The following is a 15,284-nucleotide window of genomic DNA, read 5'->3' as shown; positions in this document are numbered from 1 at the left end:
GTGGAGTAGGGATTATGCCAGCCAGGCCTTGATTTTGGCTTCCATACCAGCGGCATCGAGGCCGAGTTCGGCGCGCATTTCTTCCTGAGTTCCTTGCGGAATAAAGAAGTCCGGCAGGCCAATGTTCAGCACGGGTACTGGTTTACGATGGGCCATCAGCACTTCGTTCACGCCGCTGCCTGCGCCGCCCATAATGGCGTTTTCTTCTACGGTGACCAGCGCTTCATGGCTGGCGGCCATTTCCAGAATTAACGCTTCATCAAGCGGTTTCACAAAACGCATATCGACCAGCGTGGCGTTCAGCGATTCGGCGACTTTCGCCGCTTCTGGCATCAGCGTACCAAAGTTAAGGATCGCCAGTTTCTCGCCACGACGCTTCACAATGCCTTTGCCAATTGGTAGTTTTTCCAGCGGCGTCAGTTCCACGCCGACCGCGTTGCCACGCGGGTAGCGCACCGCTGACGGGCCATCGTTATAGTGATAGCCGGTATAGAGCATCTGGCGACATTCGTTTTCATCGCTCGGGGTCATAATGACCATTTCCGGTATGCAGCGCAGGTAAGAGAGATCAAAAGCACCCTGATGGGTTTGACCGTCAGCACCAACAATGCCCGCGCGGTCGATGGCGAACAGGACCGGAAGCTTTTGAATCGCCACGTCATGCAGCACCTGATCATAGGCGCGTTGCAGGAAAGTGGAGTAAATCGCGACAATGGGTTTGTACCCACCAATCGCCAGACCCGCAGCAAAGGTCACCGCGTGTTGCTCGGCAATTGCCACGTCGAAGTAGCGATCCGGGAATTTACGTGAAAACTCGACCATGCCGGAACCTTCACGCATCGCCGGAGTAATCGCCATCAGCTTGTTGTCTTTCGCTGCCGTTTCGCACAACCAGTCGCCAAAGATTTTTGAATAGCTCGGCAAACCGCCGCTACTTTTCGGCAAACAACCGCTGGAGGGATCAAATTTAGGCACGGCGTGGAAAGTGATCGGGTCTTTTTCTGCCGGTTCATAACCACGACCTTTTTTGGTCATGATATGCAGGAACTGCGGGCCTTTCAGGTCGCGCATGTTCTTTAGCGTGGTGATAAGCCCCAGCACATCGTGACCGTCCACCGGGCCGATGTAGTTAAAGCCCAGCTCTTCAAACAACGTGCCAGGCACTACCATGCCTTTAATATGTTCTTCGGTGCGTTTGAGCAGCTCTTTAATTGGCGGCACGCCAGAGAAAACTTTTTTCCCGCCTTCGCGCAGTGAAGAGTAAAGCTTACCGGAAAGCAGCTGTGCCAGATGGTTGTTGAGCGCGCCGACATTTTCGGAAATCGACATTTCATTGTCGTTGAGAATCACCAGCATATCAGGACGGATATCGCCCGCGTGATTCATCGCTTCAAACGCCATGCCTGCGGTAATCGCGCCATCGCCAATGACACAGACGGTGCGGCGATTTTTGCCTTCTTTTTCGGCAGCAACCGCAATACCAATTCCGGCACTGATGGAGGTTGATGAATGCCCGACGCTTAATACGTCATATTCGCTTTCGCCGCGCCACGGGAACGGGTGCAGACCGCCTTTCTGACGGATGGTGCCGATTTTGTCGCGGCGTCCGGTCAAAATTTTATGCGGATAAGCCTGATGCCCCACATCCCAAATCAATTGGTCAAACGGGGTGTTGTAGACATAGTGCAGCGCCACGGTCAGTTCGACCGTGCCCAGCCCGGAGGCGAAGTGCCCGCTGGAACGGCTCACGCTGTCGAGTAAATAGCGGCGCAGTTCGTCGCAGAGTTTCGGTAAACTCTCTTTCGGCAACAGTCGTAACTCCTGGGTGGAGTCGACCAGTGCCAGGGTCGGGTATTTGGCAATATCAAAACTCATCAGGGGCCTATTAATACTTATTGTTTATTTATTACGCTGGATGATGTAGTCCGCTAGCGCTTCCAGTGCCGAGGTATCGAGTGACTGTTCAGCCAGTTGTTTCAGCGACTGACGGGCATCGTCGATCAGATCCCGGGCTTTCTTCCGGGCTTGCTCAAGACCCAGAAGTGCAGGGTAGGTACTTTTACCAAGTTGCTGGTCGGCACCCTGGCGTTTTCCCAACGTTGCAGTATCTCCCACCACATCCAGGATGTCATCCTGAACCTGGAAGGCAAGGCCGATGCTCTCTGCATACTTGTCGAGTACCGGCAGAGCACGACGTCCTTTATCTCCGGCGCTTAATGCACCAAGGCGAACGGCGGCGCGAATCAATGCGCCGGTTTTATGACGATGAATACGCTCAAGCGCGTCCAGAGGTACGTGTTTGCCTTCCGCGTCTAAATCTAATGCCTGACCACCGCACATTCCGGCAATACCACTGGCGCTCGCCAGTTCAGAAATCATCGAAATTCTGTCGCGGTCCGACACTTCCGGCATATCGGCATCGCTTAAAATCGAGAACGCCAGCGTTTGTAAAGCGTCGCCAGCGAGAATCGCGTTTGCTTCGCCAAACTTCACATGGCAGGTTGGCAAACCGCGACGCAGATCGTCATCATCCATTGCCGGTAAATCATCATGAATTAATGAGTAAGCGTGGATACACTCAACGGCGGCAGCGGGTGCGTCCAGCGTGTTTGTGCTAACGCCGAACATATGACCGGTGGCATAAACCAGGAAAGGTCGCAGGCGCTTACCACCTAATAATGCGCCATACTGCATGGTTTCGACCACGGGAGTGTTCTGAAAGGGCAGTGGGGCGATAAAACGGCTCAGCGCCTGGTTGGCCTGCTTAACGCAGGCTTCGAGTTGCTGCGGAAAGTCCATTACTCATTGTCCGGTGTAAAAGGGGTTAGAGAGGCGTCTTCATTGTCAGACAGCAGAATTTGTACGCGCTGTTCGGCTTGTTGTAATTTGGCCTGCCCCTGACGTGCCAGCTGCACGCCGCGTTCGAACTCGTTCAGCGCCTCTTCCAGCGGCAGGTCGCCACTTTCCAGACGGGTTACAATCTGTTCCAGCTCGCTCAGCGCCTTTTCAAAGCTGGCGGGCGCCTCATTTTTCTTCGGCATAATGAATGTCTGACTCTCAATATTTTTCGCCCCGTCATGGTAACGGACTCAGGGCAAATAGCAAATAACGCGCAATGGTAAGGTGATGTGCACAGCAAAGCGATGTTAGTGGTATACTTCCGCGCCTGGATGCAGCCGCAGGTGTGGGCTGCTGTATTTTTCCCTATACAAGTCGCTTAAGGCTTGCCAACGAACCATTGCCGCCATGAAGTTTATCATTAAATTGTTCCCGGAAATCACCATCAAAAGCCAATCTGTGCGCTTGCGCTTTATAAAAATCCTTACCGGGAACATTCGTAACGTTTTAAAGCACTATGATGAGACGCTCGCTGTCGTCCGCCACTGGGATAACATCGAAGTTCGCGCAAAAGATGAAAACCAGCGTCTGGCTATTCGCGACGCTCTGACCCGTATTCCGGGTATCCACCATATTCTCGAAGTCGAAGACGTGCCGTTTACCGACATGCACGATATTTTCGAGAAAGCGTTGGTTCAGTATCGCGATCAGCTGGAAGGCAAAACCTTCTGCGTACGCGTGAAGCGCCGTGGCAAACATGATTTTAGCTCGATTGATGTGGAACGTTACGTCGGCGGCGGTTTAAATCAGCATATTGAATCCGCGCGCGTGAAGCTGACCAATCCGGATGTGACTGTCCATCTGGAAGTGGAAGACGATCGTCTCCTGCTGATTAAAGGCCGCTACGAAGGTATTGGCGGTTTCCCGATCGGCACCCAGGAAGATGTGCTGTCGCTCATTTCCGGTGGTTTCGACTCCGGTGTTTCCAGTTATATGTTGATGCGTCGCGGCTGCCGCGTGCATTACTGCTTCTTTAACCTCGGCGGCGCGGCGCATGAAATTGGCGTGCGTCAGGTGGCGCATTATCTGTGGAACCGCTTTGGCAGCTCCCACCGCGTGCGTTTTGTCGCTATTAATTTCGAACCGGTCGTCGGGGAAATTCTCGAGAAAATCGACGACGGTCAGATGGGCGTTATCCTCAAACGTATGATGGTGCGTGCCGCATCTAAAGTGGCTGAACGTTACGGCGTACAGGCGCTGGTCACCGGCGAAGCGCTCGGCCAGGTGTCCAGCCAGACGCTGACCAACCTGCGCCTGATTGATAACGTCTCCGACACGCTGATCCTGCGTCCGCTGATCTCTTACGACAAAGAGCACATCATCAACCTGGCCCGCCAGATTGGCACCGAAGACTTTGCTCGCACGATGCCGGAATATTGTGGTGTGATCTCCAAAAGCCCGACGGTGAAAGCAGTTAAATCGAAGATTGAAGCGGAAGAAGAGAAGTTCGACTTCAGCATTCTCGATAAAGTGGTTGAGGAAGCGAATAACGTTGATATCCGCGAAATCGCCCAGCAGACCGAGCAGGAAGTGGTGGAAGTGGAAACCGTCAATGGCTTCGGCCCGAACGACGTGATCCTCGATATCCGTTCTATCGATGAACAGGAAGATAAGCCACTGAAAGTCGAAGGGATTGATGTGGTTTCTCTGCCGTTCTATAAACTGAGCACCAAATTTGGCGATCTCGACCAGAACAAAACCTGGCTGCTGTGGTGTGAGCGCGGGGTGATGAGCCGTCTGCAGGCGCTCTATCTGCGCGAGCAGGGCTTTAACAATGTGAAGGTATATCGCCCGTAATTTGTGGTTTTTACGTCGCATCTGGTCAGATGCGACGTTTGCCGCATCCGACACTACTCGTAATAATTATAAATCCCTGCCGCCATCACCAGTTGTGATGCCACTTCATGGGCTTTTTCACGCCCAACCAACAGGTCGATAATTTTCAGACCAAAGTCGATAGCTGTACCCGGCCCCTGGCTGGTCAGCAATTTTACCCGTGCATCCCAGACGACGCGCTTGTCCAGCCATTGTTCGGCGGGAATTTTGTCTTTCAGCGTCGGGAAGCCGGTCATATTACCAATCGGGAAGATATCGTGCGGCACCAGCACGGTGGCTGGCGCGGCGCAAATAGCCGCGACGATACGCCCGGAACGGTGGAACTGTTTAACGGTTTCAACCAGCAGAGTGCTATCGCGAAAACACTCCGCGCCTTTAATGCCACCAGGCAGCACGATCACGTCATATTCGCCATCAGCCACTTCGACCAGCGGCGCATCCGCCAGCAGCTTCACGCCGCGCGAGCAGGTAATCGCCAGGTTACCATCGCTGGCGACGCTGGCAGTGGTGACTTTGATACCGCCGCGAACCAGCAGATCGATAGTGGTGACGGCTTCAGTCTCTTCACTACCAGGGGCGAGGCAAACCAGTGCCGATGCGCTCATATTCACTCTCCTTTCTTTTTACCATTTCAAACAGGCGGGTGTTTTCCGGTACGGCAATCCCATGCGCGCGGGCGCGGCGTAAGAGAAAACCATTGATATAGTCGATTTCAGTGTGGCGCAGCGCGCGGATATCCTGCAACATCGACGAGATATTTTCCGCTGTGGCATCAATCACCTGCATCACGTAATCACGCAAATCTTCTGCTGAAGTATGATGCCCTTCGCGTTCGATCACCGCCGCGACTTCTTCGCATATCTGCATAATTTCTTGCGGATGATGACGTAATTCACCGTTCGGGCAATTCCAGATGGCAGTCAGTGGATTAATCACGCAGTTGACTGCCAGCTTGCGCCACAGCTCGGCGCGAATATTGTTATGCCAGGCAACGTCAGGCAACACGGTTTGCAAAATATCCGCCAGATAACTGTAATCCCCGTCCTGTTGCCGTGCCGGGCCAATATGCGTGATACCGTTTGCCACATGAATAATGACATTGCCGTCGCGGCGGGCTGCATGGGTGGTGGTGCCCATCAGTAATGGCTGCTGAATGTTTTGCAACTCTTCGATGGTGCCCATGCCGTTGTGAATTAACAGTATTGGCGTAGTTACAGGCAGTGTGGACGCGAGGCTTTTGACGGCATCGGAAACCTGCCATGCTTTCAGCGTCACCAGGAGCAGATCGCTGGTGGCGAGAAAATCGGGATCGTTGGCGGTCAGCGATTCGTTAAATATCGAACCATCTGTCTCAACCAGATTCACGCTACAATAAGGTTGCGGTACGCGCAGCCAGCCCTGAACTTCATGACCCTGTTTGCAAAGTGCTGTAAGCCATAATTGCCCTAAGGCACCGCATCCCAATACGGTAATTTTCATTGTTCCTCCTCACCCGCAACCACTCCGGGTGTTCAATAAGGCTATCCCTTAATTGTGCATGCTGTTGCGACTATGCACAATTAAGGGATACGTCCTGGTGCAGGACTGTCGGTTATTTAACTTTGCGGGTATTATGCTTCGCATCAAAAATGAAGGGAGAGGAAAAGATGCCATCTTTCGATATTGTCTCTGAAGTTGATCTTCAGGAAGCACGTAACGCGGTCGATAACGCGAGCCGCGAAGTGGAGTCCCGTTTTGACTTCCGTAACGTTGAAGCCTCATTTGAGCTGAACGACGCCAGCAAAACCATCAAAGTGTTGAGCGAGTCCGATTTCCAGGTCAATCAGTTGCTGGATATTCTGCGTGCCAAGCTGCTGAAGCGCGGCATTGAAGGCAGTTCGCTGGATGTACCGGAGAATATCGTTCATAGCGGTAAAACCTGGTTTGTGGAAGCGAAACTGAAACAGGGCATTGAGAGCGCGACCCAGAAGAAAATCGTCAAGATGATCAAAGACAGCAAACTGAAAGTGCAGGCGCAAATTCAGGGCGATGAAATCCGCGTAACGGGCAAATCTCGTGATGATTTGCAGGCTGTCATGGCGATGGTACGTGGTGGCGATCTCGGTCAGCCGTTCCAGTTCAAAAACTTCCGCGATTAATCGCGACTATGTGCGTTTTGTTCATGTCAGATGCGGCATGAACGCCTGATTCGGCCTACAAAGGTTTGTAATTCAGAAACTTTGTAGGCCTGATAAGCGTAGCGCAGCAGGCAATTCGCCGCGTTTTTTATGCCTGACGAATTGCCTGTTCTATCTCAAAGCGATTCGTCACTTTGCTGTCGATTTTCACATAAGCTGAATGTTCTTCTTCTGCAATCAACACTTCTTTGATGCCTTCAGTTTCTAGCAAACGCACTTTTAACGCCTCGTTTGCGGCAATGTTCGCCGGGATTTCAATGCGCAAACTGCTGACATACGGCGGTTCTTTCATGGTACTGGCGACTGTCAGCCACACTGCGGCCAGCATTGCGCCAGCGAGAAATACCCCCTGACCGTCAAACATGCCGTTAATCCAGCCGCCCAGCGAACCGCCAATCGCCACGCCAAGAAACTGGCTGGTGGAGTAAACACCCATCGCCGTACCTTTGTAACCTGCTGGCGACTCTTTACTGATAAGTGAGGGCAGGAGGGCTTCCATCAAATTAAACGCCACAAAGAAAAGCTGCACGCCGACCACCAGTTGCCAGAACTGCGTTTGCGCGTTCCACAACACAATTTCCGCAACCACGATCAACCCGACGCAGAAGACAAAGACTTGCTTCATTTTGCGCTTAACTTCAGCGTAGATAATGAAAGGCACGACCGAGCCAAAGGCGATTAGCATTGTCGCCAGATAGACCTTCCAGTGTTCAGCCGCCGGGAACCCTGCATCAGCCAGTTGTCCGGGCAGGGCAACAAACGTCGACATCAGCAAAATATGCAGACACATAATGCCAAAGTTGAGTTTCAGCAGCCGCGGTTCCGCCAGCACTTTACTGAAACTGCCTTTCACCATTCCGGACTCACGATTAAGTACGTGAGTGCTACTGTTGGGCACAACCCAAATGGTCAACGCAATGCCGGTCGTTGCCAGAATAGCGATCATCCAGAACAGCGCGTGCAGCCCAAGTTTGTGAGTGATGATCGGGCCAAGCACCATCGCAATGGCAAAGGTAATGCCAAAGCTCACGCCGATAAACGCCATCGCTTTGGTGCGGTTTTGTTCGCGCGTGAGATCGGAAAGCAGCGCCATAACGGCGGCGGCAATTGCTCCAGAGCCTTGTAGCGCCCGGCCCAGAATAATTCCCCAGATGGAGTCGGAAAGCGCAGCGATAACGCTACCGGCGGCAAACACCGCCAGCCCACCGACAATTAATGGTTTGCGACCAATGCGGTCGGAAAGCAGGCCAAACGGAATCTGAAAAACGGCCTGAGTCAGACCATAAATACCAATGGCAATACCGATTAATGCTTCGCTGGCACCTTGCAGAGCCATGCCGTACGTGGTCAGAACCGGCAGAACCATAAACATGCCCAGCATGCGCAACGAGAATACGGTCCCTAAACCCCAGGTCGCGCGCCTCTCACCTGGCGTCATTTTATAATCGTTCATTACCACCTCTGTTTTAAATTCGCGACTAGTGTAAAGCGGCAAACGAATGGGGTAAACATGCGGATTTTTTAGTAAATATTTCGAGAGGGATATGTTTCTAATGCTAAGAAAAAAGGTGCCGTAGCACCTTTTTAATAGAGAGGTTTTGTTACCACACAGCAGCCAGCAGCGTATGCGAGTCCGGTACCATAAAATCAACGGACATCATCACCGAGAGGGCAGTGATGGCGATGATAGAGAAGCCGAACAGCTTGCGCGCCCAGATTCTGTCATCAGCAACTTTATAACCGCGCAGAGCCATACCTAACCACCAGACGCTAACCGCCGCGGCGACCACCAGATATTTATACCCAGCGTAACCGCCAAGAGAGAGCATCAGCGTGGCAACGGCAAAGGCGATGATATACAGCGTGATGTGATTCTTCGCCACCGAAATGCCTTTTACCACTGGCAATACCGGAATGTTTGCCGCCTGGTAATCCTTAAAGCGGAAAATGGCGATGGCATAGGAGTGAGGCATCTGCCACAGGCTGAAGATAGCCAGCAGGATCGCTGCGCCGCTATCGAACTCACCGGTTACCGCACAGTAGCCGATCACCGGCGGCGCAGCGCCGGAGAGCGAACCAATCAACGTGCCGTAGACAGAGTGGCGTTTCATGTACAGGCTATAAACGCCGACATAAACCACAAAGCCCATCACCCCCAGCCAGCAGGCCAGCGGATTCGCGCCAAACCACAGCAGCATAAAGCCAGCAATACCCAGCAACGTGGCGTACACCAGCGAGACAGCAGGAGAGATCAGGCCTTTCACCAGCACCCGATTCTTCGTCCTTTCCATCTTTCTGTCGATATCCCTGTCGATGTAGTTGTTAAACACACAACCCGACGCCACAACCAGTGACACCCCAACCAGCGTGTAGATAAACAGGGGATAATCAATGCTGCCCTTTGAGGCCAGCAGGAATCCCCCAATCACCGAGATCAGGTTGCCAAAGATGATGCCTGGTTTCGTTACTTGCAGGTATTGCTTAAACATCATAACCGCCGCTCTTAGTGCATCATCATGTTGTAGTTGAGGTTCCACATAATCCAGATGGAGCCTACAACCAGGATAGCGATGATTAGCACGGTGAAGACAAACGCCGTCATGTTCCAGCCTTCATCTGATTTGGTATTCATGTGCAGGAAGCACACCAGATGCACCAGAACCTGTACCACTGCCATTGCCAGGATTGTTCCCAGAATTACGGCCGGAGAGGCAGCTCCTGTCATCACCATCCAGAACGGAATCACCGTCAGAATGATCGACAGGATAAAGCCTGTCATGTAGGTTTTTACGCTGCCATGGGACGCGCCGCTGTGATCGGTAGAATGACTCATTACATCGCCCCCATCAGATAAACAACAGTGAACACACAGATCCAAACCACATCCAGGAAGTGCCAGAACAGGCTCAGGCACATGATGCGGGTACGGTTAGTGCTGGTCAGGCCGCGACGGGCGATTTGCACCATCAGCACCGCCATCCAGATAAGACCAGAAGTGACGTGCAGACCGTGCGTGCCGACCAGCGCAAAGAACGCTGACAGGAAGCCGCTGCGATCCGGACCCATGCCGTTAACAATCAGGTGATGGAATTCATAGATTTCCATCCCGATAAATCCGGCACCAAACAACCAGGTCAACGCCAGCCAGGAGATAACCTGGCTTTTGTTGTTTTTGTACATGGCGATAGCCGCCATGCCGTAGGTGATGGAGCTGAACAACAGCAAGAAAGTTTCAACCAGAACGAACGGCAGTTCGAAAATGTCCTTACCTGTCGGGCCGCCTGCGGTGCCGTTCACCAGAACGGCATAGGTAGCAAACAAGATAGAGAACAGAATGCAGTCGCTCATCAGGTAGATCCAAAATCCGAAGATTTTGGTTCCGCCTGCATCGTGGTGCCCGTGTTCGTGCGCGTGGGCAGTCGCGTGCGTCAAAGTATCAGTTGCCATTTTTCAGCCCTGCCTTAGTAATCTCATCGAAATGCTGGTTTTCCAGTTTTTCGATTTCTGCCACCGGCACGTAGTAATCCACGTCCTCGTCGAAGCTTTTCACGATCCAGGTGATGATCATGCCTGCGAAGCCAACAATCGCCAGCCACCAGATATGCCAGATCATGGCGAAACCGAAGATGGTGGAGAAAGCTGCAATGACGATACCTGCACCGCTGTTTTTCGGCATATGAATTTCTTCATAGTGGTCAGGCTTTTTATACGCTTCGCCTTTCTCTTTCATTTCCCAGAATGCATCACGTTCGTGAACGTGCGGCACTACGGCAAAGTTATAGAACGGAGGCGGGGAAGAGGTTGCCCACTCCAGCGTACGGCCACCCCACGGGTCGCCAGTCAGGTCACGGTTCTGGTCGCGGTCGCGAATAGAAACGTACATCTGAATAACGAGGCAGAGAATACCCAGCGCAATCAGTACTGCACCGCTGGCTGCAATCATCAGCATGGTGTGGAACTGCGGGTCAATCTGCTGGCTCAAACGACGGGTCATGCCCATGAAGCCCAGCGCATACAGTGGCATAAAGGCAACGAAGAAGCCGATGATCCAGAACCAGAACGCGCGTTTACCCCAGGTTTCGTTCAGTTTGAAACCGAACGCTTTAGGCCACCAGTAGGTCATCCCTGCGAAGCAGCCGAAGACCACGCCGCCGATGATCACGTTATGGAAGTGCGCAATCAGGAACAGGCTGTTATGCAGAACGAAGTCCGCGCCCGGTACGGCCAGCAGCACGCCAGTCATCCCGCCCACCGAGAAGGTGACGATAAAACCGATGGTCCACAGCATCGCAGAATGGAACACGATGCGGCCCTGATACATGGTGAACAGCCAGTTGAAGATCTTCACCCCGGTCGGGATGGCGATAATCATTGTGGTGATACCAAAGAAGGCGTTTACGTTCGCGCCCGCACCCATCGTAAAGAAGTGGTGCAGCCAAACGATGAACGACAGCACGGTGATACAGACGGTTGCCCATACCAGCGAGGTATAACCAAACAGACGTTTACGCGAGAAGGTTGCCGCAATTTCGGAGAACACACCGAAAACAGGCAGGATCAGGATGTAAACTTCCGGGTGGCCCCAGGCCCAAATCAGGTTGATGTACATCATCATGTTGCCACCCATATCGTTGGTAAAGAAATGGGTGCCCAGATAGCGATCCAGGGTCAACAACGCGACGGTAACCGTCAGAATTGGGAAGGAAGCAATAATCAGTACGTTCGCGCACAGTGATGCCCAGGTAAATACTGGCATCTTGAACATGGTCATGCCCGGTGCGCGCATCTTCAGAATGGTAACGAAGAAGTTGATACCGGTAAGCGTCGTACCTATACCGGATAGCTGGAGACTCCATATCCAGTAATCGACACCGACTCCCGGACTGTACTCTATTCCCGATAGCGGTGGATAGGCCAGCCAGCCGGTCTGCGCAAATTCGCCCACGCCGAGAGAAACGTTAACCAGAATCACACCAACAACGGTAAACCAGAAGCTTAAGTTGTTGAGGAACGGGAACGCAACGTCACGCGCGCCGATCTGCAGCGGAACCACCAGGTTCATCAGACCGATAACGAAAGGCATCGCCACGAAGAAGATCATAATCACGCCGTGCGCGGTAAAGATCTGATCGTAGTGGTGAGGTGGCAGGAAGCCCGCTTCGCCCGCCGAGGCAAGAGCCTGCTGGCTACGCATCATAATGGCGTCAGCAAAACCACGCAGCAACATCACAATCGCCACGATGATATACATGATACCGAGGCGTTTATGGTCGACGGAGGTCAGCCACTCTTTCCACAGGTAGGTCCACTTACCGAAGTAAGTGATCAGGCCAACGAGCGCCAGACCTCCCAAAATAATGCCAGCGATCGTAACCATGACGATAGGTTCATGGAACGGGACTGCATCAAGTGATAATTTTCCGAACATCTTTATTCTTCCTCAACCCCTTTAATGGGCGGATTCCGCGTGGCTCATGTCCATGCCTTCCATACCTTCGTGTGCGCTGTGCTCACCTTCTGGCTGGGTCATGTCCATGCTCTTACCGTGAGCCATAAACTTGTTAATTACATCGGCAAACAAGTCTGGTTTCACGTTGGAGAAATATTCCACCTGGTTGTATTCGCTAGGCGCGGCCAGTTTTTCGAACGCAGCCATGTCAGACATGGTGTTCGGCGACTGCTTCGCTTTTGCGACCCACTGGTCGAATGCGGCGCGATCCGGTGTTGCAATAGCTTTGAACTTCATGCCTGAGAAGCCCGGGCCGCTGTAGCTGGCGGAGATACCGTCATAAGTGCCGGGTTCGTTGGCGATCAGATGCAGGCGAGTCTGCATACCGGCCATGGCATAAATCTGGCTACCCAGACGCGGAATGAAGAAGGAGTTCATCACGGAGTTGGAGGTCACTTTGAAGTACACCGGAGTGTTCGCCGGGAAAGCGATTTCATTCACGGTAGCAATGCCCTGTTCCGGGTAGATGAAGAACCATTTCCAGTCCATGGAAACCACTTCGATGGTAATGGGCTTCTCGTCGTGTGCCAGCGGCTTGCTAGGCTCAAGAGCGTGAGTGGTTTTCCAGGTCAGTACTGCAAGGAAGATGATGATTAAGATAGGTACCGTCCAGACCACAGCTTCCACTTTATTGGAGTGTGACCAGTTCGGGCTGTACTTAGCATCTTTATTGCTCGCACGGTACTTCCAGGCGAAACCAACAGCCATCAAGATTGCGGGAATAACGACAATCAACATCAGGCCAAATGCCGTCAGTATCAGTGAACGTTGCTCCAGACCAATCTGTCCTTTGGGATCTAACAGCGCAGAATTACAGCCACTGAGCAATACAGTGCCTGCAAATAATGACAACCATCCCAAACTTTTATTGTATTTCCTGAGTCTCATTTAACGACCTCAATTCCACGGGATCTGGTGGCGTTTAAAGTGTGTGGGCATTTTACGGGAAGGTTACATTACTGTAAACATGATTAAATTCCTGTTACTTGGATTTGGCTGCCAGGTCACATATGTTGCAAAACATATCAGGTTGATTTTAAGAAGCTGTTGCAAAAGGGCGTTATAACAAAAGGGGAGTGCTGAAGGAGTCTGGGCGGGCAATTGGTATAACCAATGTGAAATAAAACAATTATTTAACAAATAATTATCATTAGAGTGACAACTGGGTGATGAGAAAATAAAGACTCATTAGCTGAATCGTGTAAGAAAAATAGAATTTATAAATGGCGCCAATAATTTCCAAACGCTAAGCCGCACAAAAGAACAAATATTAATAAGCGATACTGATGTTTATTTAGCCGTAATAATTACGGCGAGTGATTACTACAGCTAAATAATATTTACAGATTACGTCAGATGCGTTTTTCGTAGCGCCAGATAATCCAGCAAACCACCAAGCACGACGCCAGAAAGGGCGACTAAAACCCCGACTTCCAGCAGAGCAGGCAGGAAAGAGAAGTGCGTCAAATCCAGCGCGTCCATCGTCAATAGCAGTAACCACACGGCCAACAGGCTGACGCCCGCCGCCAGTGTCCACATGGCAAAGGCATAACCTGCCGGATATGCGGTACGGGAGATAAAGTTGTCATTTACTCGTGTATATTCAAGCGTCTGGCGGCAAACCAGCAGCAAAATAAGCCCTGGTACGGCAGCGGCGACGGAGAATAGATAGAATGTCGACCAGCCGTGTGCTTCAACAAACCAACCCGCCACGGGGCCGACATAAACTCGCCCTACAGCAGAAAGCGCTGAGAGCAGGGCAAATTGAGTAGCGGAAAATGACTTATTACATAGCGTCATTAACAGCGCGACAAAGGCTGATGTGCCCATCCCGCCACAGAGGTTTTCGAAAAAGACGGCTGCGCCCATGCTGTAGAGATGCTTATCAGTAATCGACAGCAGCCAGTAACCGGCGTTAGACGCACCTTGTAAAATGCCGAAAATCAGCAGTGCCCGGAACAGTGACAGGCGCTGCATCAAAATCCCACCGTACAATGCGCCAACAATGGTCGCTAGTAAGCCAAGCGTTTTGTTAACCACGCCTACTTCACCCGCATCAAACCCGACGCCGCGAATCAAAAACGTGGTTGTCAGGCTCATGGCGAATGCGTCGCCCAGCTTATACAGCACGATAAGAAGCAAAATAAGCCAGGCATTATTGCGACCAAAGAAATCTCGCAGAGGTGCAACAACCGCTTGTTCCAGCGTTTTGGGCACAGGAATGGTGTCGGTTGGTTCTGGTGCAAGCAACGTCGCGATAATACAGGGGATCAACAGTGCCGCCATTAACCAGTACATGCCCTGCCAGCCCAGCCATTTATCTGCCAGCCACAGGGCTAGGCCGCCGGAAACCAGCATCCCTAAACGGTAACCCAGCACGCTGATTGCCGCGCCCGCACCACGTTCTTCTGCCGGAAGCACATCGGTTTTCCACGCATCGAAGACTATATCCTGGGAAGCAGAGCAAAAAGCGATCACCACTGCCAGCGCCGCCATCCAGCGGAGTTGGGTGCCTGGTTCGAGAAAACCCATCGCCGCAATGGCGACTAATAACAGGATTTGCGTGGCGAGCAGCCAACCGCGCCGCCGCCCAAAAAATGGAGGCGTGTAGCGGTCCATCAGCGGTGACCAGAGGAATTTAAAAACGTAAGCCTGGCCTACCAGAGAGAAGAAACCAATGGTTTTGAGATCGATATTCTCGACCGTCATCCAGGCCTGTAAGGTACCGGATGTCAGGGCGAGCGGTAGCCCGGAAGCAAAACCCAGGATCAGCAATATGGCTGAACGCGGCTGTTGAAAAATACGTAAATATTGACTGGACATGGGCGTCTACAGGCCCGGCTTGCACCGGGCCAGAGGGCAGA

The 15,284-nt window shown here is 52.3% G+C and carries 14 protein-coding genes; 2 read left to right on the top strand and 12 right to left on the bottom strand.

Annotated features, from left to right (window positions below; all coding sequences use genetic code 11):
• Positions 1-12 precede the first annotated feature (12 nt).
• Genes dxs through xseB form a run of 3 tightly spaced genes read right to left on the bottom strand, consistent with a single transcriptional unit; the run spans position 13 to position 3,041 of the window.
• Entirely contained in the window at positions 13-1,875 is a 1,863-nt protein-coding gene (dxs, locus tag KXD89_RS16705; RefSeq protein ID WP_000006797.1) for a 1-deoxy-D-xylulose-5-phosphate synthase, read from the bottom strand.
• 24 nt (positions 1,876-1,899) lie between these two features.
• Positions 1,900-2,799, bottom strand: coding sequence for a (2E,6E)-farnesyl diphosphate synthase (gene ispA, locus KXD89_RS16700; RefSeq protein ID WP_000347217.1), 900 nt, complete (start codon positions 2,797-2,799; stop codon positions 1,900-1,902).
• Positions 2,799-3,041 (bottom strand): exodeoxyribonuclease VII small subunit, encoded by a 243-nt coding sequence (xseB, locus tag KXD89_RS16695; RefSeq protein WP_001124935.1) that lies wholly within the window; start codon positions 3,039-3,041, stop codon positions 2,799-2,801. The genes ispA and xseB overlap by 1 nt, the downstream gene beginning before the upstream one ends.
• Positions 3,042-3,246: 205 nt before the next feature.
• Here xseB and KXD89_RS16690 point away from each other — a divergent pair, with 205 nt between their 5' ends.
• Positions 3,247-4,695: a tRNA 4-thiouridine(8) synthase ThiI gene (locus tag KXD89_RS16690; RefSeq protein ID WP_000668662.1), complete on the top strand. Its 1,449-nt coding sequence runs from the start codon at positions 3,247-3,249 to the stop codon at positions 4,693-4,695.
• 53 nt (positions 4,696-4,748) lie between these two features.
• Here the strand turns inward: KXD89_RS16690 and yajL are convergent, their stop codons facing one another.
• Together yajL and panE are read right to left on the bottom strand one after the other, a co-directional pair.
• Positions 4,749-5,339: a protein deglycase YajL gene (gene yajL / locus KXD89_RS16685; RefSeq protein WP_001276305.1), complete on the bottom strand. Its 591-nt coding sequence runs from the start codon at positions 5,337-5,339 to the stop codon at positions 4,749-4,751.
• Positions 5,302-6,213, bottom strand: a complete 912-nt coding sequence (panE, locus tag KXD89_RS16680; protein ID WP_000705865.1) for a 2-dehydropantoate 2-reductase — start codon at positions 6,211-6,213, stop codon at positions 5,302-5,304. Before panE ends, yajL begins: the two co-directional genes overlap by 38 nt.
• Before the next feature lie 167 nt (positions 6,214-6,380).
• On the opposite strand from panE, the gene yajQ reads away from it, so the two are divergent.
• Positions 6,381-6,872, top strand: a complete 492-nt coding sequence (gene yajQ / locus KXD89_RS16675) for a nucleotide binding protein YajQ (RefSeq protein WP_001138904.1) — start codon at positions 6,381-6,383, stop codon at positions 6,870-6,872.
• 127 nt (positions 6,873-6,999) lie between these two features.
• Here the strand turns inward: yajQ and KXD89_RS16670 are convergent, their stop codons facing one another.
• The 7 genes from KXD89_RS16670 to ampG form a co-directional block, all read right to left on the bottom strand.
• Positions 7,000-8,364, bottom strand: coding sequence for an MFS transporter (locus KXD89_RS16670; RefSeq protein WP_001000963.1), 1,365 nt, complete (start codon positions 8,362-8,364; stop codon positions 7,000-7,002).
• Positions 8,365-8,512: 148 nt separating this feature from the next.
• On the bottom strand, positions 8,513-9,403 hold the full coding sequence (cyoE, locus tag KXD89_RS16665) for a heme o synthase (protein WP_000971336.1): 891 nt from the start codon (positions 9,401-9,403) through the stop codon (positions 8,513-8,515).
• Between the two features lie 11 nt (positions 9,404-9,414).
• Complete coding sequence (locus KXD89_RS16660) at positions 9,415-9,744, bottom strand: cytochrome o ubiquinol oxidase subunit IV (RefSeq protein ID WP_000019869.1); 330 nt, start codon at positions 9,742-9,744, stop codon at positions 9,415-9,417.
• Positions 9,744-10,358, bottom strand: coding sequence for a cytochrome o ubiquinol oxidase subunit III (locus tag KXD89_RS16655; protein WP_000179819.1), 615 nt, complete (start codon positions 10,356-10,358; stop codon positions 9,744-9,746). The genes KXD89_RS16660 and KXD89_RS16655 overlap by 1 nt, the downstream gene beginning before the upstream one ends.
• Positions 10,348-12,339 (bottom strand): cytochrome o ubiquinol oxidase subunit I, encoded by a 1,992-nt coding sequence (gene cyoB, locus KXD89_RS16650; RefSeq protein ID WP_000467180.1) that lies wholly within the window; start codon positions 12,337-12,339, stop codon positions 10,348-10,350. Before cyoB ends, KXD89_RS16655 begins: the two co-directional genes overlap by 11 nt.
• 21 nt (positions 12,340-12,360) lie before the next feature.
• Positions 12,361-13,308, bottom strand: coding sequence for a cytochrome o ubiquinol oxidase subunit II (gene cyoA / locus KXD89_RS16645; protein WP_001239436.1), 948 nt, complete (start codon positions 13,306-13,308; stop codon positions 12,361-12,363).
• A 459-nt stretch (positions 13,309-13,767) separates the two neighbouring features.
• A complete protein-coding gene (gene ampG / locus KXD89_RS16640) occupies positions 13,768-15,243 on the bottom strand; it encodes a muropeptide MFS transporter AmpG (RefSeq protein WP_000098429.1) in 1,476 nt (491 codons plus the stop codon).
• Positions 15,244-15,284 lie beyond the last annotated feature (41 nt).

Origin of the sequence: Escherichia sp. TC-EC600-tetX4, from assembly GCF_019356055.1 — a bacterium.
Taxonomy (GTDB): Bacteria; Pseudomonadota; Gammaproteobacteria; order Enterobacterales; family Enterobacteriaceae.
The sequence above is the reverse complement of the archived record's forward strand: the minus strand, read 5'-3'. Positions and strand labels throughout refer to the sequence as shown.